Here is a 23,814-nt window from a genome sequence, read left to right on the forward strand (position 1 = left end):
AAGGGCGGTGCTAATGACACCGCCCCGCTAAGGTTAACTCAGCGCCCCCATAATTTTTAATTCCAGCTCATCCGGGACTTCATTATAAGAAAGCACCTGTAATCCTGGCGCAAACAGGCGTGCATAGCGGGCGAGCAGTGGACGTAATTGCGGTGCGACCAACAGAACCGGCTCTTTACCCGCCGCTTTCATCTGTTCTTTAATTTGCGGCATATTCGTCTGGAACTGATTGAGCATATTCGGATCGACGGGCACGCTATCGAGCACCACTTTTCCACTTTGCTGCGCCTGGTTCACTACGTTAGCCAATAAATTCTCCAGTTCATTATTGAGCGTGTAGACGGCCAGTTCACCTTTGCGCACAAACGGGTGGGTTATGCTACGGCGTAGCGCAAGCCGGACATCCGCCGTCAATAGAATCGGGTCCTTGGTCACCGCGCTGCTGGCCACCAGAACGGTGGCAATCGTGACGATATCGCGTAATGAAACGCCTTCGATAAGCAGCGTGCGATAGACCTTCAATAATTGGCTGTAATTCAGGGCTGCGCTGAGATCCTCCGCCAAACGAGGCGCCATGGAGGAGAGGCGATTATGCAACTGGGTAATATCATCGTAATTAAACAGATCGGGAATATAGCTGCGAATAATTTTATTCACATGTGTCGCAATCACGCTGGCGCTATCAATAACCTGATACCCCATATTTAAGGCTTTCGCCTTTTGTGCCGGGGCAATCCAGGTGACAGGCATGCCATAGGCCGGATCGTGGCCTAAAACGCCGTCTATTTCGCCGTACGTTTCGCTGGAGGGCAGCGCCATCAGCTTATCCGAGGGGATATCGGCTTCACTGGCTTTAATGCCGTTAATAAAAATAGCGTACTGCGTCGGCTTAAGCCGGAAGTTTTCGCGGATGCGAATCTCAGGAAGCAAAACGCCGTTGCTGTCTGAGATGACCTGCCGTACGCCGCGAATACGCTGGGTAAGCGGATTTCCTTTGGATTTATCCACCAGTGCGACCAGCTTATAACCCAGGCTCAGGCTAATAGGTTCGATTAACGGGATGGTTTCCCAACTGACCTGCTGCTCGGTTGTTTCGGCGATGGTCTTGGTCAGCGTTTCGAGGTTTTTTTCTTCGGTATCGGCGACCTTCGGACGTTTGCTCATGCGCCAGGCGGTAAATCCCAACAGGGCGCTGAATATCAGGAACGGAAAGTGGGGCATGCCGGGCACTACCGCCAGCACGAACATGATGCTGGTGGCGGTATAAAGTACAGAAGGACTTGCCAGCAGCTGGCTACGGAAGTCGGTGGCAATATCGCCGCTGTCACTCACGCGAGTGACGATGATCGCCGCGGCGGTAGACAGCAGCAGGGAAGGGATTTGCGCGACCAGGCCGTCACCGATAGTCATCAGGACATATTGCTGGAATGCGGCCTCAGCGCTTAAGTCATATTTAAATATCCCAATACACACACCGCCGATCAGGTTGATAGCCAGAATCATCATCCCGGCGATGGCGTCCCCGCGAACAAACTTCGACGCGCCGTCCATTGCGCCGTAGAAATCGGCTTCGCCTGCCACGTCCTTACGCCGCGCTTGTGCCTGTGCCTGGTTAATCAACCCCGCATTCAGATCGGCATCGATCGCCATCTGTTTACCCGGCATGGCGTCCAGCGTAAAGCGAGCGGAAACTTCAGAGATACGTTCCGCACCTTTGGTGACCACGATAAAGTTGATGATCATCAGGATAATGAACACCACAAAACCGACCACAAAGTTACCGCCAATCACGACCTGACCGAAGGACTCAATGACCTTACCGGCGGCGCCTGCCCCCATATGCCCATGCAGCAATACCACACGTGTAGACGCGACGTTCAGCGTCAATCGCATCAGGGTGGTGATCAGCAAGACGGTGGGGAAAAGACTGAACTCAAGGGGGCGCTTGGTGGAAACGGCCACCAACAGCACCATCACCGCCAGTACAATGTTAAAGGTGAACAGAATATCCAAAAGAGCCGGAGGTAATGGCAGGATCACCATTGCCAGGATAGACAATATAACCAGCGGCACGCCGATATTACCGTTGCGCAGTAGCGCCATGAATTGTTTAGTTGTTTTCGGCATCCAGTTTAAGAACCTCTTTTGGAATAGAAATATGTCTGTTCAGTGAAGGGCGGGATTGTGAACCATCACGCCAGTGTTTCATTTGCAGGACGTAGGTCAGGACGTGGGCAATCGCCCGGTAAAGTTGAAACGGAATTTGTTGATTCACCTGGGTGGTGTAATAGACAGAACGCGCCAGCTTGGGAAACTCAACCACTTCGACCTTGTTCTCCGCCGCTACCTGGCGGATGTACAACGCGATTTCATCCGTTCCTTTCGCGACAACGAAAGGTGCGGCGGCGCGTGACTGGTCATACTGGAGCGCCACGGCGTAATGCGTCGGGTTGGTGATCACGACATCCGCTTTGGGGACAACTTTGCGGATTTGCCCCATCGCCATCTGGCGCTGCAAACGGCGGATTCTGGCCTTAACTTCAGGCTTACCTTCCTGATTTTTATATTCTTCCTTTACTTCCTGCTTGGTCATCTTCAGCCCTTTGGTGAACATTTTTTTCGCCAAAGGCACATCAATAAGCGCGAAGAAAACAAACAGGATGACGAAGTTACGCATCACGCTGCTGTAAAGCGATAAACCATCGGTTATCGCTTGTTTAAAGAACAATTGTTGTAGTCCGAGGAAGGCCGCAAAGTTGTTGTGCAGACTCACCCACAGCATGACTAACAAGACGAGCGCTTTAATCGTCATCTTTCCGGTATCGACAAGGTGGTCCGTCGAAAACAGGCGACCGATACCTTTTATCGGACTGAGCTTGCTGAAGTCAGGCAAAATTTTCTTCGGCAGAAATAACCATCCTCCGGGCACCAGCGAAGCAAACAGGGCCGCGACCGGCATCGGTAACAGCGTGAGGATAAATTTCCCTAAAATCAGCAGATGGTGTTCGAGAAACTGGCCGATGATGCCGGGGTCATTAATGTTCTGCGCGTACTGATGCACGCTGGTAAAGCTTTCACGCACAAAATCTTCATACCAGGGGAAACTGCTGGAAATCACCATAAACGCGGCAAACAGACTGGCGGCGAGCCCCATATCTTTTGAGCGCGGAATTTGCCCCTCTTGTCTGGCTTTGCGAAGTTTTTGCGACGAGGGTTTTTCTGTTTTTTCTTCGCTGCTGCTATCCGCCATAGTGCCCCTTCAGCGCGTCGAGTTGTTGCAAGACGAAATTCGCCAGGTGCAGATAGTGATCGGGCAGGTTGTAAAGTAGGGTGGCGAAACAGACCAATCCGGCCAGCATGTTGATAGGAAAACCTAAGGAGTACAGGTTTAACGGGGGAGCAATACGGTTAAGCAGGCCGAAGCAGCCCTGTACGATGAGCATGATGAACGTTGTTGGCAGCGCAAGCAGCATGGCGGCAGCAAATACCCAACTCAGTGCCAGAGAAATGGTGCGAAGCGATTGCGGATGAAGCGCATTGCCAATCGGCCAGTAGCTAAAACCTTTAAATAAAATGCTCACCAGCAGCAGATGCCCATCCATCGCGAAGAACAAGATGACCGCATAGATGTTAATCATTTCCGCCAGCACCGTTGTTGAGGCGCCGCTGCTGGGATCGTTCATCACCGCCATGCTCATTCCCATATTAAAGGAGAGGATCTGGCCAGCCAGTTGCAGCGCTAAAAATAAGAACTGCAACATCAGACCGAACAGCATCCCCCACAGGATCTGTTCTGCGGTCAGAACGAGGCTGTTCATCGACAACAGGCTGGTGGGGATGGGATGCGGAATAAGCGGCGTAATGATGAAAGCCAGCAGCAGTGACAAAATAATGCGTACACGCACCGTCAGTGCGGCGTTATCCAGCACCGGCACGTAGCGGATAAACGCCATAATGCGCACGAAGGGAAACCACATCCCCAAAACCAGATTGCTTAGCTGCGTGATGTCTGTTTCGCGCATTTCAATGCACCAGAATGGCGGCCTGAGTGAACAGATGAACGCAGAGGTCGTCCAACTGGACGATCATCCATTTCCCGCAAATACCCAGTACCGCCAGGGTGACAATCAGTCTGGGCAAAAAGCTGAGCGTTTGTTCGTTAATCTGCGTCACCGCCTGGAAAATGCTGACCAGCAGACCGACCAGCAGGCTGGGAACGACTAATACGCAGACTAAAATGATCACGACCTTTATGCCGCTGGCGACAATATCTGCAGCCATATCAATGGTTAACATGTTTGACCCTCGTTAGCCCAATCCCAGACCGCGAATACTGGAAGTGAGTGTGCCAACGGTAAGCGCCCAACCATCAATCAGTACAAAAAGCATGAGCTTAAAGGGCAAAGAAACGATCAGCGGCGATAGCATCATCATCCCCATCGCCATCAGCACGCTGGCCACGATCAGGTCGATCACCAGGAACGGAATGTAGATCATGAAGCCGATCTGAAAGGCCGTTTTCAGCTCGCTCAGAACATAGGCGGGCACGACAATAGAGAGATCCTGATCGGCGGCATTTCCTTTTGCATCGGCGATTTCCATAATCTGCGCGATCGCTTTTTTGTTGGTTTGCGCCAGCATAAAGCGTTTCAGCGGTGAAGCCGCCGTGCTTAGCGCGTCCGGGAGCGTGATCTGATCGTTTTCAAAAGGCACGACCGCGTGATCGTAGATATTTATCCAGACAGGACGCATAACCAGCATGGTTAAGCACAATGCGATCCCAATCAGTATGCGGTTTGGCGGCGTTTGCTGCAGACCCAGCGCCTGACGTAGCAGAGAAAGGACAATAATAAAACGGGTAAAACAGGTCATCATCAGCACCAGAGTAGGCAGAATACCGACCAGCGTCATCAGAAGCAGGACCTGAATCTTTACGCTGTATTCCTGACTACTACCGTGCGAAATCACATTCAACAACGGGATATCTCCCCCTTGCGCACAGGCAAAGGGAGAAAGGAGGAGTAGGGAGATACCCAGTATGAGCGTGGATTTTGCCGCGAGTTTCATGGTGCCAGATCGTTGATTTCATGCGTATTGAATTCGAGGACGCGCAAGCCGTACTTTTCATTGACCACAACCACTTCGGCTTTACCCAGCAGGATATTATTCACCTTAATATCCAGCGGCTCGCCCGCGAGTTTGTCCATCTCAATGACGGTGTCATCATCAATATTCAGCAGATCGGACAACATGATCTCAACGGAGGAGACTTCCAGGGTTAACGTCACCGGAATGCGTTTGAGCAACGCCATGGACTCGGAAAAACGATCTTCTAAACGCGCGACCAGCGTTTCGGCAACTGACGGCGTAGCCGGGGGAGTGGCTTCAGGAGCCAGCTCGAAACCTTGCTCTAAAATATCTTCTTGCTTACTCATAGGATTTCTCAGTCTTACTCGTTAATTCGGACAAAAACAGTTTGTCTTTATCTTCTACGATCAGGGCGTTAAATAATTCGGATTTCCCGATATAAACAGGGAAGCTATCAGGCATCGCAATGGGTAAAATGTCACCCGGCTTAATTGTTGTCAGATCGGCAACGTTGAGCGGGATCTCTGCAATCTTTACGTTCATTGTCAGCGGCAGCGTATTAATAATTTCTTTGATCAGCGTCTTTTTACGCGTTTCAGCATCGGTCTTATCAATCTGCTTTTTTTTGTCGCCGTGTTCGCTACGACGAATTAAGTTCAGAATGTAATCTGTATGTGAATCATCCAGCAGGATTCTAAAACTGCAATTCTCGTCATCGCCCAATATAAAAGTAAGTTGATAGGCCCAATGCGTTTGTACCGTACTGCTGTCAGGCTTAAGCGTGAGTGGAATACCAGAGATGTTTTTATTAAAAATGATATTACTGATATCCAACGCCAGTCTGCTTTTCAGTCTGGTTTCTGTCTTTGTGGGTAAATCATCTTGCGGTTCTTCTTCCGCCAGAGATGAAGGCAATCCATAGAAATTACCCAGCAGCATTAACAATAATGAACGATCGATATCAAAGGCCAGGTGACCGACCTGAGAAACTAATAATTCAGCGCTTTTATTTATAACATCCATTTCACAATGTATTTTTTTGAGTGTTATATTTGTGCGATGTTTTTTCAGAAAATAGTTTCCGAGATGTGATTCAATTGTATCAAAATTACCCGTAAACATAGTCGGCAGACGATGATATGGACGTCCAAGCCGGTTTCCTTCAAGTTTAAAGATACCGGGGGTTTGACTATACTTCAGCATGGTACGCTTTCTCTGCTGTAATTTTTGGGGCGGATGAATTGATATCAAATCCCGCAGTTATCAAAGAATAAAAAAATCCATTTAATTTATTGCTCATCCTTGACGCTATTCCTATATAGTTGGAATCCATTACCTATGAAATGCGCCCCTACGATCCTCTCTGATGTAGGGCTGGATATTAGATGATTTGTCACCTGATTCTGCAAGTTATTAATGTCAGTGTTCTATAATTAAAAAATAATTAATTGCATATCCGTGGTGGTTGTCGCTTTTTTGTTTATGCTTTTCACCTCATTCATGCCGCTCGTTTTTTGAACGTATATTCGTGTATCTCATTGTTTTGTAATGAATAATATTTTTATTATCTTTTAATTCAGAATTGTTTTCTCTACCAGTGGTAGTCTTTTTCTAGGAAAAACCTTATTTGAGTTTAGTCTTGGGTAAGACCCCGCTTTGAAAGCGAGGTAAAACATGAGCAAGGATGAGATTAAAACATGGCACGAGCGATATATATTATTCGGTGATTGTGCTTTGGAATGAATTGTATATTTCTCGTAATGGATGTTAACTTTACTTCTAAGTGAAAGATAATCATGTTTGAACTTATTGCTGAAGCAGCTTCCAGTATCAATGCCTTTTCTCTGGCCCAGCGTATTGCTGCTTTTAATGTTCCTGTCCTTATTCATGGTGAAACGGGAACGGGTAAAGAATGTGTAGCAAAATTTATACATTCTATTGCATTCTCACAGGACCAATACGCGCCTTATATCGGTGTTAACTGCGCGGCTATCCCTGAAAATATGCTTGAGGCGACATTATTTGGTTATGACAAAGGTGCGTTTACGGGAGCGATTGCGAGCGTACCGGGAAAAATGGAATTAGCCAATAATGGGACATTACTGCTCGATGAGATCGGTGATATGCCTTTAGCACTGCAGGCGAAGATATTGCGTGTCTTGCAGGAACAGCAGGTTGAGCGCTTAGGCAGCAATCGTTTAATAAAACTCAACTTCCGTCTGATTGCCTGCACCAATAAAAATCTTGAGGAAGAAGTCGCTGCAGGTCGGTTTAGAGAAGATCTTTACTACCGACTCTCGGTTATTCCAGTGACCATGCCGCCACTGCGTGAGCGTATGGAAGATATTATCCCGTTAGCGGAGTCTTTTATCAAAAAGTACTCCACGGTTCTGGTCAAAAATATCAAGCTTTCTGAATCATCACGACGTGCATTGCTCAGCTATGCATGGCCGGGGAATGTGCGCCAGCTCGAAAATGCCATTCAACGCGGCATGATCCTCAATCGTGATGGGGTGATTTATCCCGATACGTTAGGACTTCCGTCAATTGAGTCGGATTCATGGAGCGAGCCGGAATGGCAACCGAAACCCCGTGTGCAATTAACGGAAAGCGATAATCTGGGACAACATGGCCGCAGTGCGCAGTATCAATATATTGCCGACCTGATGCGTAAATATCAGGGCAATAAAACAAAAATTGCTGATTTATTAGGAATTACCCCACGTGCGCTTCGTTATCGTCTGGCGTCGATGCGAAAACAGGGAATAGAAATCTTCTCCTGAATCAATCTGTTTTACAGGAAGCGCTTTTTTACTTGAAGAGTAGGTCATGAGCATAAATACGATCACCCCAGCCAGTACGATGCAGACGCAGATGATGCAGGACATGCTGCAGATGAAAGCCGTCGCACAGGCACCTGTACTGTCGCCGATGCAGATTAACGCCGTCGGCGCGCAATCTGCGACCTCACAGGTTTCATTTAACCAGGTCCTGCAAGGCGCGCTCAATCATGTTGATCAATTTCAGCAGGTTGCGGACCAAAAACAAACGGCCATTGAGATGGGGAAAAGTGATGACCTGGCGGGGGCAATGATCGCCAGCCAGCAGGCATCGCTATCGTTTTCCGCGTTGGTACAGGTAAGAAATAAAGTCGCTTCCGGATTCAATGACCTGATGAGCATGTCAGTGTAACGCTATGAATGAATTAATAAAAAAATTAACACAGCAGTTGCCGTCGTTCTCCTTCCGGCTGGAAGGGAATAAACGCTGGGCGTTACTGGCGGCAGCGGCGGTTGCGGCCACTGCGATCATTGTGAGCGTACTGTGGAACGGGAATCACGGCTATGTCTCGCTATATGGTCGTCAGGAGAATCTCCCGGTTTCACAGATAGTCACGGTGCTGGACGGCGAAAAGCTGGACTACCGCATCGATCCGCAAAGCGGGCAGATTCTGGTGCCGGAAGAAGCGCTTTCTAAAACGCGAATGACGCTCGCGGCCAAAGGTGTACAGGCGACGTTGCCTGGCGGCTATGAGCTGATGGACAAAGATGAAGTACTGGGCGCCAGCCAGTTTGTGCAGAACATTCGCTATAAGCGCAGCCTGGAAGGGGAACTGGCTCAAAGCATCATGACGCTGGATGCCGTAGAAAGCGCCCGCGTGCATCTGGCGCTGAACGAAGAGAGTTCGTTTGTCGTCAGTGATGAGCCGCAAAACAGCGCCTCGGTCGTGGTGCGTCTGCATTATGGCAGCAAGATGGATATGGACCAGGTGAATGCGGTTGTGCATCTGGTGTCCGGCAGCGTGCCGAATCTGCAAGCGTCGAAAGTGAGCGTCGTCGATCAGGCCGGCAATTTACTGTCCGACGGTATTGGTGCCGGAGAAGCGGTTTCTGCAGCGACGCGTAAACGCGATCAGATCCTGAAGGATATTCAGGACAAAACACGCGCCAGCATGGCCAATGTTCTCGATTCACTGGTAGGAACAGGCAACTACCGGGTCAGCGTTATGCCCGATCTCGATCTGAGTAATATCGACGAAACCCAGGAACATTATGGCGATACGCCAAAGGTTAACCGTGAAGAAACGATCCTCGACAGCGATACCAATCAAATCGCCATGGGGATACCCGGCTCGCTGAGTAACCGTCCTCCACTGGCGCCAAACCAGACGGCGAACGGTACCAATCCGACGGAGGAACCGCGCCAACCCGCTGCGCTCTCGAAACACAGTGAAAATAAGCGGGACTATACCTGGGACCGCAGTGTTGAGCATATTCAGCATCCTGGCTTTGATATCAAGCGATTGAATGTGGCGGTCGTACTCAATCAGAGCGCGCCGGCACTGAAAAACTGGAAACCGGAACAAACCGAACAGCTGACGGCGCTGCTGAATAACGCTGCCGGGATTGATGCCAAACGTGGCGATAATCTTTCGCTTTCGTTGCTTAACTTTGTGCCACAGGCGATCCCCGCTGAGCCGCAGATCCCGCTATGGAAGGATGACAACATTCTGGCCTGGGTTCGTCTGATCGGTAGCGGCCTGCTGGCTCTGCTGCTGCTCGTCTTCGTGGTCCGTCCGATCATGAAACGTCTGACCGCTGACCGCCGGAGAACCGTGACGCCTGAACTGGCGCTGAATACCGCCTCTCAGGCCGCGATTCCAGCAATCGAGCCGCATTTTGCACCGACAGATGACGACCGTAAAAGTATTGAACTGCCTTCTTTCCCGGGAGACGACAGCCTGCCTTCGCAGAGTTCCGGTCTGGAAGTGAAACTTGAGTTCCTGCAAAAACTGGCGATGAGCGACACCGATCGTGTCGCTGAAGTTCTCAGACAATGGATAACCAGCAATGAGCGAATTGACAACAAGTAACGGCAGTAACAACAGCTACCTGGAACAGGCAGCCATTCTCTTGTTGTGTCTGGGAGAGGAAGCGGCCGCCACGGTGATGCAAAAACTCAGCCGCGAAGAAGTGGTACGTCTGAGTGAAAATATGGCGCGCCTGTCTGGGGTAAAAACCAGCATGGCGAAAAAAGTCATCAACAACTTTTTCGATGAATTCCGTGAGCAAAGCGGCATCAACGGCGCATCGCGCTCCATGCTGCAAGGGATCCTGAACAAAGCGTTGGGCACTGAAATTGCCAGCAGCGTTATCAATGGGATCTACGGTGATGAGATCCGATCCCGTATGGCGCGTTTGCAGTGGGTCGAACCTCGCCAACTGGCGATCTTGATCTCGGAAGAACACCTGCAGCTGCAGGCCGTTTTTCTGGCTTTTCTGACGCCGGAAATCTCCGCCACGGTGCTCTCTTATATGAGTGAGTCAGTGCAAAACGAGATCCTCTATCGGGTTGCGAAGCTTAATGACGTAAACCGTGATGTGGTGGATGAACTGGATCGCCTGATCGAACGTGGGCTGTCGGTCCTGTCCGAACATGGATCGAAAGTCAAAGGTATCAAGCAGGCGGCGGATATCGTTAACCGTTTCCAGGGCAACCAGCAGATGATCCTCGATCAACTTCGCGAACGTGATGAAGATGTTCTGGAGCAGTTGCAGGATGAAATGTACGACTTCTTTATTCTGAGCCGTCAAAGCGATGAAGTGCGTCGCCGTCTGCTCGACGAAGTGCCGATGGAAGACTGGGCGGTGGCGCTCAAAGGCACTGAGGCGCTGTTGCGTCGCTCTATTTATGCCGTGATGCCAAAGCGCCAGGTACAGCAACTGGAGTCCATTACCTCGCGTCTTGGTCCGGTACCGGTGAGTCGTATTGAACAAATCCGCCGTGAAATCATGGGGATTGCCCGTGAGCTTGAGGAAGCGGGTGAAATTCAGCTTCAGCTGTTTGCTGAACAGACGGCGGAGTAAACCATGGCGATTGAAACCATCCGTGGTCGTTACCGACTGCACCGCTTTCCTCCTCGCCAGCGTCACCTGCCAACAGAGCAGTTAACGCCGGGCATTACCCCAGCGGATTATCAGCGCCAGCTAATGGACGGTTTCCAGGAAGGGCTGCAAAAAGGCTTTGAACAGGGAATGGCTGAGGGGCAAGAGCAGGGCTTTCAGGAAGGGCATCAAAAAGGCCATGAAGAGGGCGTGCGTCAGGGGTACACCGAAGGCAGCCTGGCCGGGCAACAGGAAGGGCGTAAACAATTTATGCAGGCGGCGCTGCCTCTCGATAGTCTCTCGGGCAAAGTGAACGATTACCTGGCGCACATTCAGCGCAAACAGCGGGAAGACCTGCTGCAACTGGTGGAAAAAGTGACCCGTCAGGTGATTCGTTGCGAACTGGCACTGCAGCCAACCCAGCTATTGTCGCTGGTGGAAGAGGCGATCTCTGCTTTTCCTGCCATGCCTGAGTCGCTGCAGGTGCTGCTCAGCAACGAAGAGTTTGTGCGCATTAAAGATGCGGCGCCGGAAAAGGTCAATGAATGGGGGCTGACGCCATCACCTGATTTGCATGTGGGTGAGTGTCGGGTCATTACGGATAAGTCAGAGCTGGATATCGGCTGTGAGCATCGACTCGACCAATGCATGAGCGCATTAAAAGAGACACTGCTTCCGGAGCCTCAGGGTGAGTGACCTTTCATTCTTCGATAACGCCCTGCGTTCCATTGAATCTATTCCGCTCGCCCGGGTTGCCGGGCGGCTGGTGCGTGTAAACGGCATTCTGCTGGAGAGCGTGGGCTGCCCGTTGATGACCGGCCAACTGTGTCGTGTCGAAAGTGCCAACCACACGCTGATTGATGCGCAGGCCGTGGGTTTTAATCGCGATATCACCTACCTGATGCCTTTTAAACATCCCGTGGGATTAATGGCCGGCGCACGCGTATTTCCTGAAGAAAAAGCCCAGGAGATCCTGATTAGTGAAAGCTGGCTGGGTCGGGTGGTCAATGGCCTGGGCGAACCCCTGGATGCCAAAGGCCGACTGACCGGTAATGACGTGCTGCCCCCCCAGGCGCCGTCCATCAATCCGCTGACGCGCCAGTCCGTAAATCAGCCGCTGGATGTCGGTGTGAAAGCGATCAATGGCCTATTGACCATTGGTAAAGGCCAGCGTGTGGGGTTAATGGCCGGGAGCGGTGTAGGGAAGAGCGTACTGCTGGGGATGATCACCCGCCAGACCAAAGCCGACATCGTCGTGGTGGGGTTAATTGGTGAACGCGGACGCGAAGTGAAAGAGTTTATCGATCACTCGCTGGGGGCGGAAGGGCTGGCAAAATCCATTATTGTGGCCGCTCCGGCAGATGAATCGCCATTGATGCGCCTAAAAGCCACCGAGCTTTGCCACTCTATCGCCGCCTGGTTTCGTGACCGCGGGCACCACGTTTTATTGCTGGTGGATTCGCTAACACGCTATGCCATGGCGCAGCGTGAAATTGCACTTTCACTGGGCGAGCCGCCGGCAACCAAAGGTTATCCGCCGTCCGCATTTGGCATGATCCCGAAGCTGGTGGAAAGCGCGGGTAATAGCGAGAGCGAAGGATCGATGACCGCCATTTATACCGTCCTGGCGGAAGGGGACGATCAGCAGGACCCGATCGTCGACTGTGCGCGTGCGGTGCTGGACGGGCATATCGTGCTGACCCGTAAGCTGGCGGAGGCCGGGCATTATCCGGCGATTGATATCGGTCAGTCGATCAGTCGTTGCATGACGCAGGTGACAAGCTATGAGCATCAGCAGTCAGCGCGGTTACTCAAGCAAAACTATGCCACCTATATGGATATCAAGCCGTTGATCCCTCTGGGGGGATATGTGGCTGGCGCGGATCCGGGCGTTGATAAAGCCGTCAAAGCATTTCCCGCCATCGAGCGCTTTTTGCGTCAGGAAGTCAGTGAACCCGCCTCACTTGAATTGGTGCAAAGCCGACTACAGACCCTTTTCCCGGTCGCTAAGAAAGCAGAAGGTAAGTCATGATGCGACAGATTATTGACACGCTCGCGCAGTTGCAGCGCCTGCGAGATAAATCGGTAAAAGACATGACGGTGCAACTTGCTCAACAGAAGCAGGTTTGTGCCGGCTATGAAAATAACATCAAAGCGCTGGGCTATCTCATTCAAAAAACGGGAACCGGTGTCGATGCCCCTTCCGCTGAGTCGCTCAAAAATGTGACGGGATACAAAGGCACGCTGCGTTCGGTTATCGCCTGGCAAGAGCAGGAGAAGACACTGGCCAAAATTAAAGAAACCCGTATCCAGAAGAACCTGGTTACCGCCGCCTGCGAAGAGAAAATCGTCGCTATGACGCTGGATGATAAGCGCCACGCGTTGAATCATGAGGCTTTCGTTAAAGAACAAAAAGCGGTCGATGAAATTGCCGCACAGTGCTGGTTAAGGCAGAAGGTGTTGGGTTGACGATGAAAACGGTGATTACCTTTGGCACCTTTGACGTTTTTCATATTGGCCATCTACGTATTCTTGAACGTGCCGGAAAACTCGGGGAACGCCTGATCGTTGGCGTATCTTCAGATCAGCTGAATATGCAGAAAAAAGTCCGAATGCCGATTTACAGTCAAAATGATCGCATGGGGATTGTTGCCGGGCTGAAATGTGTAGACAGCGTGTTCCTCGAAGAGTCGCTGGAGCAAAAAGCGGATTATATTCGCCAGTTCAAGGCCGATATCCTGGTCATGGGTGACGATTGGGCAGGACGCTTTGATAGTTTGTCTTACCTGTGCGAAGTGGTCTATTTCCCCAGAACACCTTCGATATCGACGACTTCGATAATAGAAGTCGTGAGAAATATTAACTATTAGAGTGTTTACATGTTGGTACATGGTCGGGATTCAAATGGCAATGCGATATATTATCGAGGTCAACTCAAGCATCGTGTAGAGATACGTTTTTTTGGCAGTAATAATATTCTGATTATTCATGATACTGTTAAAACACTGACTGGTCGTATCGATTTCTATGGCAATGGAGGACATTTCTCTTTGGGGGCGATGGCATCCTTTCGAGGCAGAGTGATTGTTGGTAATAAATGCAAGGTCAGTATTGGCAACAACACAACGGTGACAGGAAATTGTTTTATCAATACAGCAGAGGCAACTAATGTCGTTATCGGTGATGATTGTATGATTGCAACTGATACTGTGTTGAGAACACATGACTCGCACCCTATTTTTGATGTTTTGACGAACAATAGAATCAATATCGCCAAATCGATAAGTATTGGTAATCATGTATGGTTAGGTGATCAGGTTATCGTACTGGCGGGAGCCACCATTGCAGATGGCAGCATGATTGGTATCAGAGGGTTAGTGACAGGTATTATCCCAAACAATTGTATTGCAGTTGGCTCTCCGGCCCAAGTTATAAGAAAAAACATTGCATGGGAAAGGCCTAATCTAAATAAAACTAAATTAAATGTTACTCAAGATGCCAGTGATATTGAACTTAGTTTATATTGGGGTGAAACAAAATAATAATTTTGCTAATTATATTTTATTGATAGGTGATGATATATGGGAAAAACAGTATTTCTTCTAAATGATACCGAAGATTTTTATCACTGGGGATGTAACGGAACCTCATTGCAGATCAAAAAACAATTATCAAAAATGGGTGTGAAGCAAATATTATCTTTGCCAGTATATACTATCCCGTTATTATCAAATATACCTTTAAAAGTAAATGCTATTGGAACACGTGAAACCTTCATTCAACAATTTGCCCCTATTGCGAATGCCATGAATGCCAGTGACTTCATCGTTGTGAATGGCGAAGGAACGATCCACGATTTCAAACCAGGTGTGAGAGCCTTACTTTTTCTAATCATTGCAGCAAAGAAATTTTTTAATAAGAAAGTATATCTTATTAATCACTCTTGTTATCCAAATACATCGGAAGAAAATGCGCTAAATTTTTACCGAGAAGCTTATCGCTCCTGTGAATATATAGCAGCAAGAGAAAGTCTTTCTTCTCTAATTATACGGGCGGTGCTGGGGGTCCCCTGTGTTGAGTCTTTTGATAGTTTACCGCTGACCATCAGAGAGATACAAGATAAAATACCAGAAAGTTTAATCTCTGAGAAATATGTCTGTATTTCTGGTGCAGTTAATTATAATACATTAAGAACAGGTTATATTATTGAAAAAATAAAATCTAAATTTCCAAACCATAAAATAGTATATCTGGCTGGGTCAAAGAAAGAAGGAATACGTAAAACTGAACAGTCAGTGATTGCGCACTATCTGGAAAATATGCCAGATATACTGGTCTTTGACGCAAAAAGTTTAGAAGATTGGCTTTCAATAATAAAACACTGCTCCGTATTAGTTTCCGGGCGATATCACTTTACCATTGCAGCAGCCTGTTTTGGAACGCCGGTAATTTACTTTCCATCCAACACACCGAAAATTGAAGTGATAGCCTATGATAATGGCTTACCCAAGTCTGTGTCGACCCAAGAAGAATTCTATCAGATGATGGATTCATTAGACGATATTGTGTGGGATAATAAATTAGAGGATTTGTGTGTGAAAGCTGAAAATAACTATAAATGGAAAAAGTGAATCTGATTCGTTTGTCGTGCTGAATGTATCCCTGAAAGTGGAGTGTACATTTTCAGGGATAGTATTCTTCCATTATCATATTTAGTCTAACCAACCACTCACTATTTCTCCTTTCAAAATATTGGCCTTTATTAACCCATTAATGAGTGGTTCTTTTAGCGACTCTCGTGTAGTGTCCGCGCTACCTATAATATGCCTGAACGCCGTAGGTTGCATAGTGAACAGTAATGTACTGAAGGAACATATGATCTCAGTGGGTGATAAACCAATAACAGGAAGGATTTCGAAAGGAATATGATTGGGTAATGTGTAAACATTATCACCTAATACCTCGATTATTTTTCTTCTGTTATCAATGTGATTAATCGGATGGGCTTTAAAAAAGATTTTATCATTGTTTTTAATAACCCCACTGCATTTCATCCTGTTTATTTTAGCAACCTGTTTTTCTGTAATAAAGTCATCTTTTTCTCTGTTGAAAAAACCAGCCCCCATATAGAGAAGGCTATTTTCATGTTTTAGTTCTTTTTTTATTTCATTGATTGTTGATATATTTAAGTTTAACAGGCTAAGACACAGCGCAAGTGACTTATGGTCTGTTGATGTGATATCTGCATGTTTGAGTGTACAGGTATTTTTTTGTATATGTTTATAGAATGGCGTTGTGCCGCTACTTGTCAGGTTGTCATGCTGATTCATTAAATGATAAGTGACATTGTAAAATTTGTGCCACGAATAATGCATCAATACTGGCCATGATGTGCGTAAATAATCAGCAAATGGATTTGTTTCATGTTTTAAAATTACATCAAGGTATTTTTGACAGCTGTTCTGAATCTCTGAGAACTCTTTTTTATTTAATCTGTTTAACTCAAGTCTCTCACCAATACTTCTTATTCCATCGTCATATAAGTGAATTTTTATTTGGTCTTTATGCAGCACTTTTGATATACAGGCGATAACTCTGTACAACTCTACATTGGTAAATACAATATTAGAATGGACTTCTACCTCTAGTGGTCTAATAGCAGTTATCACATTCATCAGTTTTTCTACAAAATCATTGCTGACTGCATAGGGTTGTCGAAAATAAAATGCATTTGTCCCTTTTAACTGAAAGGGAGTGAGTTCGTTTCGATACCAACAGATGATTTTCATGACAGACATATCGTATGCACATGATGCAAAATCTAACATTTGTGGAATTGTTGGTACTGAACCAGATGAAAGATATATTTTTAATTTTTTCACAAATATTACCAGTCTTAACTTTCCTGGGCTAGATTTTCGATAAATGTAGCCAATGTTTGATTCGCATTTTGAGGTTCATGACCAAATAAATGTTCTACGGCTTTTTCGCGACACATTAGTTTTTCATCTTTATTTAATGCCTGATGCAAAACATCTACTATAGTCTGTGTATTAAATTTGTAGCGAAAGTCATTATCTATTGGTAACAGGTTGTAGTCTGGTTCAAAGTCAGCATGTTCTCCTGGTGCGATATCTAACGTTAGCACCGGTTTTTTCGTTAACAGAAAATCAAACATTATAGATGAGTAATCTGTTATTAGTGCGTCAAATTTACTCATAAGCGGATAGATGTCTGTGTTTGCATCAATAAAATAAAAATTATCAATCTTCAGGGTTTTATTGTTGAAGTTTATTGCTCGATAGGGATGGGTTTTTATAAATACATCGATATTGTGTTTATTGGTGTAGAGTAAGATCTTTGTTAGTATCTCCTTGCTTAATAAGTCGGTATTTTCGAAGCGTTGCCATGTTGGGGCTATAAATAATTTTTTTCTTTTGTTGGCGAACGCTTTGATCGTTCTGCTATCAAGTTTTGAACCCAGGAGTTCTAATGGCATTGCTGCTCTGAGCAATACTTCATTCCGCGGGTAAGCAGCGTTTAAAATATTATTACAGCCAAATACTTGAGACCAGTAATCGTTCAAACCCTCTGTTGTGCTTAATACATAATCCGCTCGGGAGGCCCAGGCTAACGATGTACTGAAATTAAGTTCGGTCATGCTGAAGTGCGTTGTAAGCTGTAATAATAGTTTTTTTACAGAAATACCGTGCCATAACTGGATATGTTTAGCACCTTCAAGACAGGCGAAATATAACCAGTTTTTATGTAGGCTATGATGAGGATTAACACAAAAAATGGCTATTTTTGCTTCTAGAAATAAATTTATGGTTGCATCATGATTTTTCCCTATAAGGTGTACAGGGAGATTATGCTTCATCAGCATATGATAAACATCTTCGTTCCATGTGCACCATATACATTCTGTTTGCGGGTTTTTAATCATATGTAGATATAAGTATTTGGTATTATCAGAAAAAGCATCACGATCAAAAAATAGAACTCTTTTTTTATTTTTTCTTTTTTTAATCGAAATATTTGATAATGACTGGTAGAGACGGTAGTCAACGACGGGATAGTTATTCATAGTCATGTGGTAATTCCTTCCGAGCTGATGTTCAATTAAATAATTTATTCTGTAGACTTAGCAGCAGGGTGTTATTTTGGTTTATTGAGGGGGATGTCATGAGAGTTTCTATTTCGTAAGCCGCCCGTTCTCCCGCCCGGCCATCCATAAACGCATCGCAATACTTCTGGCGAATTTCACTCAATGGCGCATCCAGCGAAGCCCAGTCAAACGTTTCGGATAACGCAGCGCGCAGGGTTTGCATATCATCTGCAACAGGGAGGATGTCCCGGATACGTTGATCGGCACTGTCAGGCGTGGAGAAACTTTGCTGCCCATCGAGCAATGAATTCATGTCAGGCCAGGTCAGCAAAATGACGCGTTTGCCCATATGGATCGCATCAAAAATAAACCCGCTGCTGTCCGTAAGGATGTAATCGGCTTGTGCAATAAGCGCCAGTTGATGCTCAGGAGTGTCGATCCGTTTCTTTAAATATTTCTGTGCCAGCGCCAGTGATGCCGCTTCCTCAGGCCTGTGGCAGGTACCATGATGCAGTTTTGTGACGATATTATATTCATGGCTTAAGCGGCTGAGCGATGCCGCCCAATGAGGGATCGAACTGAGTGAACCGTAAGTAGGGGCATAAAGCAGGGTCTTCTTTTTCGCATCCAGCTTAAGGCTTTCAGGGAGTCTGGCGTCATAGGTTTTGTTGTGCCACTCATCGAAACGGGGATTACCCACCACTTTTGCATTGCCGCCAATATCCAATGCTTGCTGGCTATAGTGGCTGTAACAAAGAATGCGATGATAGAAAGCATTCCACCAGGCATGGTTCCACTCTTCCTTCGCCAGGCCATACATAGCGCGAACATGGATATCGGCAAGACCGTTAAGCAGCGGGGTGTAATAAGGGCTGACAAGGCATTTATAGCGCTGATTGCGTTCTAATACGTCCGAAAGCCGGTGCCCTCCCAGCGTGGGATCATCAATGGTCCTAAGGGTGGCTGTCATCTCATCCAGAAACGATTTGTGTATTCTGTCGCTTACCAGTAATGAGCAGCTATGACCCAGAGCCTGGAGCGCGCTGATGATCGGACGGTAGACTCTGTAATGCAAAGAGGTTTCCATATAGAAACCGATGGTACCGCTATAGACCGCATTTTGCGGTGAAGGTGTGCTGGAGAGCGGTTGCGGGTCTGCTGTCATTTGATTGATTTTATTGAAGTAGTAACCAATGTTGTCGGTTTCTTTCTTCTCAATGTCGCTGTAACCCGCACGTTGGTAGCTAATGCTGGGATAGCAGGCCAGCCATTTTCCTTCACGCAACAACGGTTGCCATTGCCCTTCGAGCGTATCAGAGAGGTCGTGTTCCATTTGTTGGGTCAGCGAAGCGTAATAATGGCTGTTGACCAGATAGGCACACACCTTATTGCAGTCACGCGCGTGGATCATCCCATTCAGGCTTTTTAATAGGTTTCCGCGTTTAATTTCGCCGCCGAGAAGAATGACTTCCCACGGGAATTTAGGCAGGGCATTAAGCAGCGAATTAAGCACCCGAATATGTTTTTCCTGTTTCAGGATAACGGCGTCATCCTCAAGCAGCAGGTAATTTTTCCACCCCCTTTGTTGCGCCAACTTGAGTGCCTGGAGATGGGACTGGCGTCGACCGGTTTGCCCATTTATCGCCTCACAAGCAGGCAGTCGGGTTATTTTTTCTGTGGGGAAATGTAATTGTGCCAGCTCTTGCTGAACATCCGCAAGGCGGTCGGGGCGTGAGTCCAGATTGACGATCACCACCTGATCAATCGCCCCCCATTGGATCGGCTGATGATGGGTTGCATTATGCAGGCTCTGGTACCAGTTATTCAGTAACGGGTCTGCGATATGCTGGCTCAATTTGTCTGCCAGAGGCTGGCTTGATCCCAGGACAAAATCTTTATCAAACGTATTCTGGCTATGTGAAATACAAAGGATGGTACGTTCACCGGGGAGTTGCAGCGGATTGACCGTAAAGCGATTGGTGAATCCTTCCTCTTCCGCTAAATTACACGCATCTTCATAACGGTGTTTTTTCAGGTAATTACGGTGGTAACAGAAGGTACCGTTGAGAATATTTTGCGGGCCAAAGCTGCGTGTTTTGAATATCCGGTTAATGTGGCTGTACCAGATAGGAATCTGATCGGAGCCGGAAATGAGTGCCCGATGACGTTGCATCATCTCAATGGTGTAAGAAATTTTATCCGCCGGATAATAATCATCGTCATCCATGCAAAGAATATATTCACCTTTTGCCAGCGCGTTGAGCATATTGCGCTTTTTCCCCAGATCGAGTTTTTCCGGGTGGTGGATATAACGGATATTAAATTTTTCCGGCTGATTCTGCGTCAGTCGGTCGATAATCGGCTGATGGCTTTGCGGCGAATCATCCAGGATCACCAGCTCACGGCGTTCGGCCGGATAATCCTGGTAGCGGTACATATAGAGCAGGTAGGGCAGGAATGCGGCGCGATTCCACGTCGGGGTAACAACGCTGACAAACGGTTTTTCGCGGCCAGTATCCAGCGTTTTGACAATCCCGGACAGGGCGGAGCGTGCTTTATTGGACTCAGACATTTTGATGTGTATTCGCGGTTCGAAAAAGGACCGGGCATCACGCCCGGTCAACAGGCGCTAACGTGTAAGCAGGGAAAACGCCGAGAGCAAGTGATCTCCCGGCAGTCGATTCTGAATCTGTTGACGTACCGCGATGGCATCGCTGCTGTTTCGCCACTCTTCCACTAGCGCGAACAGGGCATAAATATCGTCCTGACTGAGCTCGGAATCATCCATTGTCCACAGGCTAAGTAATGTCCGAATCATAAAGAAGTCAGTGGTGAGCCCGAAATAACGCTGGAGAGCGCTTTCGCTGTCGTGTTGTGGGAATGTGTCGTGATACAGACGATAAATCAGATAGTTAATAAAGATCCACGGCGCTTGCGCAAAATAGCGCTCATCGGTTTTCTGCCACTGATCCTGCAACTGTTGCTGGAGCAGCGCTTCGCTGTTGGCGTCCTGAAGCATCAGCAGACTCACCTGCAAGGGTAAAGTCAGCTTACGCGTACTCTCCGGCAACAATGCCCAGTTGAATTCACAGCTACCCATACGGGTGATTAATTCACGTTGTAGCTGTGGCAAGCTGGGAAGTTGGGCGAACTGATCCTGCAGTTTTCCTTCTTGCGCATAGCCCGCCAGAATCTGCGGCAACGACGCCAGTTTTTGCAGGACAACCTCGTCCTCACCCGGGAATTTGTCGGAGTAGGACAACATGATGCCCAGTGCATACAGGCGCAATTCTGGCCATAAACCTGGCAGGGTAAGGGTATCAAGTGCGGCCTGATTCAAAACCTGATCGCGCCGGGATAACGCGCGACTTTCCGCAGAGGCTTCACTCTGGGTGACGTTTAAAACAAATGCCTGAGGAGAGCTTAACGCCGCTTCACAACTGGCGGGATCGGTGAGCATCAGGCTCTGGCGAATTTCCGTTTTCCAACACATTCTGACATGCAGCGCAGAATCCGGATGGCGGGATAAAAACAACCGGACAAAGTCGGGTTCATAGCAATCAATCATACTCATAATGTGTTCTCAGTTATCCCAATATTCAAATCTGCCGAATACAATGCAACATCCATGCCTGAATTATATTTATAATATTTTCAATGTATTAGGTGTGTCGCGGAAAGCGAATTTCCGCGACAAGGAAGGTGTTTTAACGGTGGTAGATAAAATCGGGTTCAGTCCCCAGAAAAGACTGAATAAACTCATACTGGCGAATCAGCAGCTCACCGTTCTTTTCGTTGTAGGCTTTACAGCGTTCTGCTTTTTGCTCAAGACTCTGCCACCAGGTTTTGGCGGCATTTTTTTGCGCGCCTGGTAACCAGTTAAAAACCTGCTCCAGCCCCGCACGATTGACGCTGACGCCCAGTAATTGCAGGAGTGAGCGGCGCTGCTGACTGCTGTTTTTCAGCTGTTCATAATGGTGTTGAATCTCATCATTTACCGCCAGCAACTCTTCGCTGGCGCGGCGGATCATACACAGGCGCTGCTGTTCAAGCTGAGCCCGAAGCGTGTCATACCGCATCCCGTCTTCACGAATGCCCTGAAGCAGGCTCTTAACCTGCTGTAGCCTGGTACTCACTGTTCTGGCCTCTTATTTCTGAAAAAAGCTGAGCATATCGCCAGCCAGTTGATGGGGATCGACCTGCATGTTGCCGGCAGCCAGCATGGACTGCATTTGCGCCACTTTGTCGTCATCAACGTCACGTTGCGTATCACTGTTCAGCGTTTGTTGCGCCGTCTGTAATCCAGCCTGAGTAATATCATCGGCGGAAACGACCGTTGTGCTGCTCGTGCTGGTTTGCGCGGTGCTCTTCTCTGAACGCTCGCCTCCGGTCGTTGATGTCGGACGATTACCAGGCAGGGTAGGTGTAATCTTCATAGCAACCTCGTGCATCTTCTGTTGGGTTGTTTATCTGTTATCGGGTAAAAGCGACCACCAGGGGGAAAACTTTAATCACATCACAAAAAATCCCCTATTGCTCCGCCGTCAGCGTCGTGACAACCCCCGTGTCATCAACGGTTGCGGTGATGATCCGCTGGCTGCTGGCGTTACGAATTTTTATCACCTCGCCTTTGCGACCATTCTTCAATGCCACACCAGGCATTGAGGCGGTTATCCCGGCCATATGCGAGACAATCATGACCGGTTGGTCGCGTTTCACCAGCACAGGCTGAACCAGTTCATTACGTGTCAGCGGTTTTCCCGGTCGCAGGGCGCGCTTGCTGGTCAGGCCAATCGCCTCTTCCCTGGTCATCATCAACCCTTCTCGCTGTCCGCTGATATTGAATTTTTTGAGCACCAGATCGTCGGCGGTGAGTACCGTATCGCGCGCAATCAGCGACTTCGGCATGACGACCGGTACCGACACGTCCGGGCGGACCGCAACGTTAACCTGCCACCCCGCACTGCCTGGACAACTGACGACAAAATTCATCCGCGTTAAGGCCATTTCCGGGGATGACGTGGTGCTGACCTGCGGAGTCGAAGCGCAGAGCGCCTGGGTGCTGACCGTTGAGGGGATATAGACATTGAAGGTGTAGCGGTAGTCATGCCACTGCTGTTTCTGCGCCAGCGTTTCAATTTCATGGGTGGCGGCTTTAAGGACCTGCGCGTTGATCTGCTCCCGGGCGCTGTGCTGAACGGGATGCACGTCGGCACGGACGGGTAATGCACAGCATAACGCCAGCAGGATTTCCGCGATAAAGGGGAAGGAAGGCTTCCGTCGGGAAGGGGATAATTTCATAAAGTCATTTCTCATCAATCACTTAAAAGTTGGCATGTATATTGCTAATAACAGCGATATTGATGCAGGAGTGATGCAAGAAATGGGAATCAGTTTTCAGCAGGCATTGGGTGTACATCCGCAGGCAGTGAAGTTACGTCTTGAGAGGACCGAGCTACTGACTGCGAATCTGGCGAATGTCGATACACCAAATTTCAAAGCTAAAGATATTGATTTTGCCGCTGAGATGCAACGGGCAAGTCGCTCAAATGTTATGCCCGAGGTTGAGGTGAAATACCGTATACCGATGCAGCCCTCAGAGGACGGCAATACCGTAGAGCTGAATACCGAGCAGGCCCGGTTTTCACAAAATAGTATGGATTATCAAAGCAGTCTGACCTTTTTGAACCTGCAATTAAGCGGTGTCAAAGAGGCCATTGAAGGGAAATAACC

General features: G+C 48.0%; 25 protein-coding genes. 11 read left to right on the forward strand and 14 right to left on the reverse strand.

Features of this window, described 5'->3' with window-relative positions:
• Nucleotides 1-33: 33 nt before the first annotated feature.
• Genes N7268_RS09680 through N7268_RS09710 form a run of 7 tightly spaced genes read right to left on the reverse strand, consistent with a single transcriptional unit; the run spans nucleotide 34 to nucleotide 6,291 of the window.
• Nucleotides 34-2,127 (reverse strand): flagellar biosynthesis protein FlhA, encoded by a 2,094-nt coding sequence (locus N7268_RS09680; RefSeq protein ID WP_198905303.1) that lies wholly within the window; start codon nucleotides 2,125-2,127, stop codon nucleotides 34-36.
• Nucleotides 2,111-3,250, reverse strand: a complete 1,140-nt coding sequence (flhB, locus tag N7268_RS09685; RefSeq protein ID WP_260862703.1) for a flagellar biosynthesis protein FlhB — start codon at nucleotides 3,248-3,250, stop codon at nucleotides 2,111-2,113. Before flhB ends, N7268_RS09680 begins: the two co-directional genes overlap by 17 nt.
• On the reverse strand, nucleotides 3,240-4,022 hold the full coding sequence (gene fliR / locus N7268_RS09690; RefSeq protein WP_260862705.1) for a flagellar biosynthetic protein FliR: 783 nt from the start codon (nucleotides 4,020-4,022) through the stop codon (nucleotides 3,240-3,242). Before fliR ends, flhB begins: the two co-directional genes overlap by 11 nt.
• Before the next feature lies 1 nt (nucleotide 4,023).
• A complete protein-coding gene (locus N7268_RS09695) occupies nucleotides 4,024-4,296 on the reverse strand; it encodes a flagellar biosynthetic protein FliQ (RefSeq protein ID WP_260862706.1) in 273 nt (90 codons plus the stop codon).
• A 12-nt stretch (nucleotides 4,297-4,308) separates the two neighbouring features.
• Entirely contained in the window at nucleotides 4,309-5,067 is a 759-nt protein-coding gene (gene fliP / locus N7268_RS09700; RefSeq protein WP_260862708.1) for a flagellar type III secretion system pore protein FliP, read from the reverse strand.
• Nucleotides 5,064-5,435, reverse strand: coding sequence for a FliM/FliN family flagellar motor switch protein (locus N7268_RS09705; RefSeq protein ID WP_260862710.1), 372 nt, complete (start codon nucleotides 5,433-5,435; stop codon nucleotides 5,064-5,066). Before N7268_RS09705 ends, fliP begins: the two co-directional genes overlap by 4 nt.
• Nucleotides 5,428-6,291: a FliM/FliN family flagellar motor switch protein gene (locus N7268_RS09710; protein WP_260862711.1), complete on the reverse strand. Its 864-nt coding sequence runs from the start codon at nucleotides 6,289-6,291 to the stop codon at nucleotides 5,428-5,430. Before N7268_RS09710 ends, N7268_RS09705 begins: the two co-directional genes overlap by 8 nt.
• Nucleotides 6,292-6,884: 593 nt before the next feature.
• Between N7268_RS09710 and N7268_RS09715 the strand changes: the two genes are divergently transcribed.
• The 10 genes from N7268_RS09715 to N7268_RS09760 are packed head-to-tail and all read left to right on the forward strand — an operon-like array spanning nucleotide 6,885 to nucleotide 15,604.
• The gene (locus tag N7268_RS09715; RefSeq protein ID WP_260862712.1) at nucleotides 6,885-7,871 is read left to right on the forward strand and encodes a sigma-54 interaction domain-containing protein; all 987 of its coding nucleotides are present in this window, start codon (nucleotides 6,885-6,887) and stop codon (nucleotides 7,869-7,871) included.
• Nucleotides 7,872-7,917: 46 nt separating this feature from the next.
• Nucleotides 7,918-8,280: a flagellar hook-basal body complex protein FliE gene (locus tag N7268_RS09720; protein ID WP_260862714.1), complete on the forward strand. Its 363-nt coding sequence runs from the start codon at nucleotides 7,918-7,920 to the stop codon at nucleotides 8,278-8,280.
• A gap of 4 nt (nucleotides 8,281-8,284) precedes the next feature.
• A complete protein-coding gene (gene fliF / locus N7268_RS09725) occupies nucleotides 8,285-9,961 on the forward strand; it encodes a flagellar basal-body MS-ring/collar protein FliF (RefSeq protein ID WP_172862713.1) in 1,677 nt (558 codons plus the stop codon).
• Nucleotides 9,939-10,955, forward strand: a complete 1,017-nt coding sequence (locus N7268_RS09730; protein ID WP_172862714.1) for a flagellar motor switch protein FliG — start codon at nucleotides 9,939-9,941, stop codon at nucleotides 10,953-10,955. Before fliF ends, N7268_RS09730 begins: the two co-directional genes overlap by 23 nt.
• 3 nt (nucleotides 10,956-10,958) lie before the next feature.
• Entirely contained in the window at nucleotides 10,959-11,669 is a 711-nt protein-coding gene (gene fliH / locus N7268_RS09735; RefSeq protein WP_260862716.1) for a flagellar assembly protein FliH, read from the forward strand.
• A complete protein-coding gene (gene fliI / locus N7268_RS09740; RefSeq protein ID WP_172862716.1) occupies nucleotides 11,662-13,005 on the forward strand; it encodes a flagellar protein export ATPase FliI in 1,344 nt (447 codons plus the stop codon). Before fliH ends, fliI begins: the two co-directional genes overlap by 8 nt.
• Nucleotides 13,005-13,442: a flagellar export protein FliJ gene (fliJ, locus tag N7268_RS09745; protein WP_260862718.1), complete on the forward strand. Its 438-nt coding sequence runs from the start codon at nucleotides 13,005-13,007 to the stop codon at nucleotides 13,440-13,442. The genes fliI and fliJ overlap by 1 nt, the downstream gene beginning before the upstream one ends.
• A gap of 2 nt (nucleotides 13,443-13,444) precedes the next feature.
• Nucleotides 13,445-13,843 (forward strand): adenylyltransferase/cytidyltransferase family protein, encoded by a 399-nt coding sequence (locus tag N7268_RS09750; RefSeq protein WP_260862720.1) that lies wholly within the window; start codon nucleotides 13,445-13,447, stop codon nucleotides 13,841-13,843.
• 9 nt (nucleotides 13,844-13,852) lie between these two features.
• Nucleotides 13,853-14,515 (forward strand): acyltransferase, encoded by a 663-nt coding sequence (locus N7268_RS09755; protein WP_260862722.1) that lies wholly within the window; start codon nucleotides 13,853-13,855, stop codon nucleotides 14,513-14,515.
• Nucleotides 14,516-14,554: 39 nt separating this feature from the next.
• Entirely contained in the window at nucleotides 14,555-15,604 is a 1,050-nt protein-coding gene (locus tag N7268_RS09760) for a polysaccharide pyruvyl transferase family protein (protein WP_260862723.1), read from the forward strand.
• 81 nt (nucleotides 15,605-15,685) lie between these two features.
• On the opposite strand, the gene N7268_RS09765 is transcribed toward N7268_RS09760, so the two are convergent.
• The 7 genes from N7268_RS09765 to flgA all read right to left on the reverse strand — a co-directional run bounded on the left by N7268_RS09765 (nucleotide 15,686) and on the right by flgA (nucleotide 23,382).
• The gene (locus N7268_RS09765) at nucleotides 15,686-16,855 is read right to left on the reverse strand and encodes a hypothetical protein (protein WP_260862724.1); all 1,170 of its coding nucleotides are present in this window, start codon (nucleotides 16,853-16,855) and stop codon (nucleotides 15,686-15,688) included.
• A gap of 14 nt (nucleotides 16,856-16,869) precedes the next feature.
• Entirely contained in the window at nucleotides 16,870-18,066 is a 1,197-nt protein-coding gene (locus N7268_RS09770; RefSeq protein WP_260862726.1) for a CDP-glycerol glycerophosphotransferase family protein, read from the reverse strand.
• 25 nt (nucleotides 18,067-18,091) lie between these two features.
• Nucleotides 18,092-20,653: a glycosyltransferase gene (locus N7268_RS09775; protein WP_260862727.1), complete on the reverse strand. Its 2,562-nt coding sequence runs from the start codon at nucleotides 20,651-20,653 to the stop codon at nucleotides 18,092-18,094.
• A 57-nt stretch (nucleotides 20,654-20,710) separates the two neighbouring features.
• Nucleotides 20,711-21,655 (reverse strand): lysine-N-methylase, encoded by a 945-nt coding sequence (locus N7268_RS09780; protein ID WP_260862728.1) that lies wholly within the window; start codon nucleotides 21,653-21,655, stop codon nucleotides 20,711-20,713.
• 133 nt (nucleotides 21,656-21,788) lie between these two features.
• On the reverse strand, nucleotides 21,789-22,217 hold the full coding sequence (flgN, locus tag N7268_RS09785; protein ID WP_172862722.1) for a flagellar protein FlgN: 429 nt from the start codon (nucleotides 22,215-22,217) through the stop codon (nucleotides 21,789-21,791).
• 12 nt (nucleotides 22,218-22,229) lie between these two features.
• A complete protein-coding gene (flgM, locus tag N7268_RS09790) occupies nucleotides 22,230-22,517 on the reverse strand; it encodes a flagellar biosynthesis anti-sigma factor FlgM (RefSeq protein WP_260862729.1) in 288 nt (95 codons plus the stop codon).
• A gap of 94 nt (nucleotides 22,518-22,611) precedes the next feature.
• On the reverse strand, nucleotides 22,612-23,382 hold the full coding sequence (gene flgA, locus N7268_RS09795) for a flagellar basal body P-ring formation chaperone FlgA (RefSeq protein ID WP_260862730.1): 771 nt from the start codon (nucleotides 23,380-23,382) through the stop codon (nucleotides 22,612-22,614).
• An 82-nt stretch (nucleotides 23,383-23,464) separates the two neighbouring features.
• Here flgA and N7268_RS09800 point away from each other — a divergent pair, with 82 nt between their 5' ends.
• Nucleotides 23,465-23,812: a flagellar basal body protein gene (locus N7268_RS09800; RefSeq protein ID WP_260862731.1), complete on the forward strand. Its 348-nt coding sequence runs from the start codon at nucleotides 23,465-23,467 to the stop codon at nucleotides 23,810-23,812.
• Nucleotides 23,813-23,814 lie beyond the last annotated feature (2 nt).

Origin of the sequence: Citrobacter sp. Marseille-Q6884 (genome assembly GCF_945906775.1) — a bacterium.
GTDB lineage: Bacteria > Pseudomonadota > Gammaproteobacteria > Enterobacterales > Enterobacteriaceae > Citrobacter.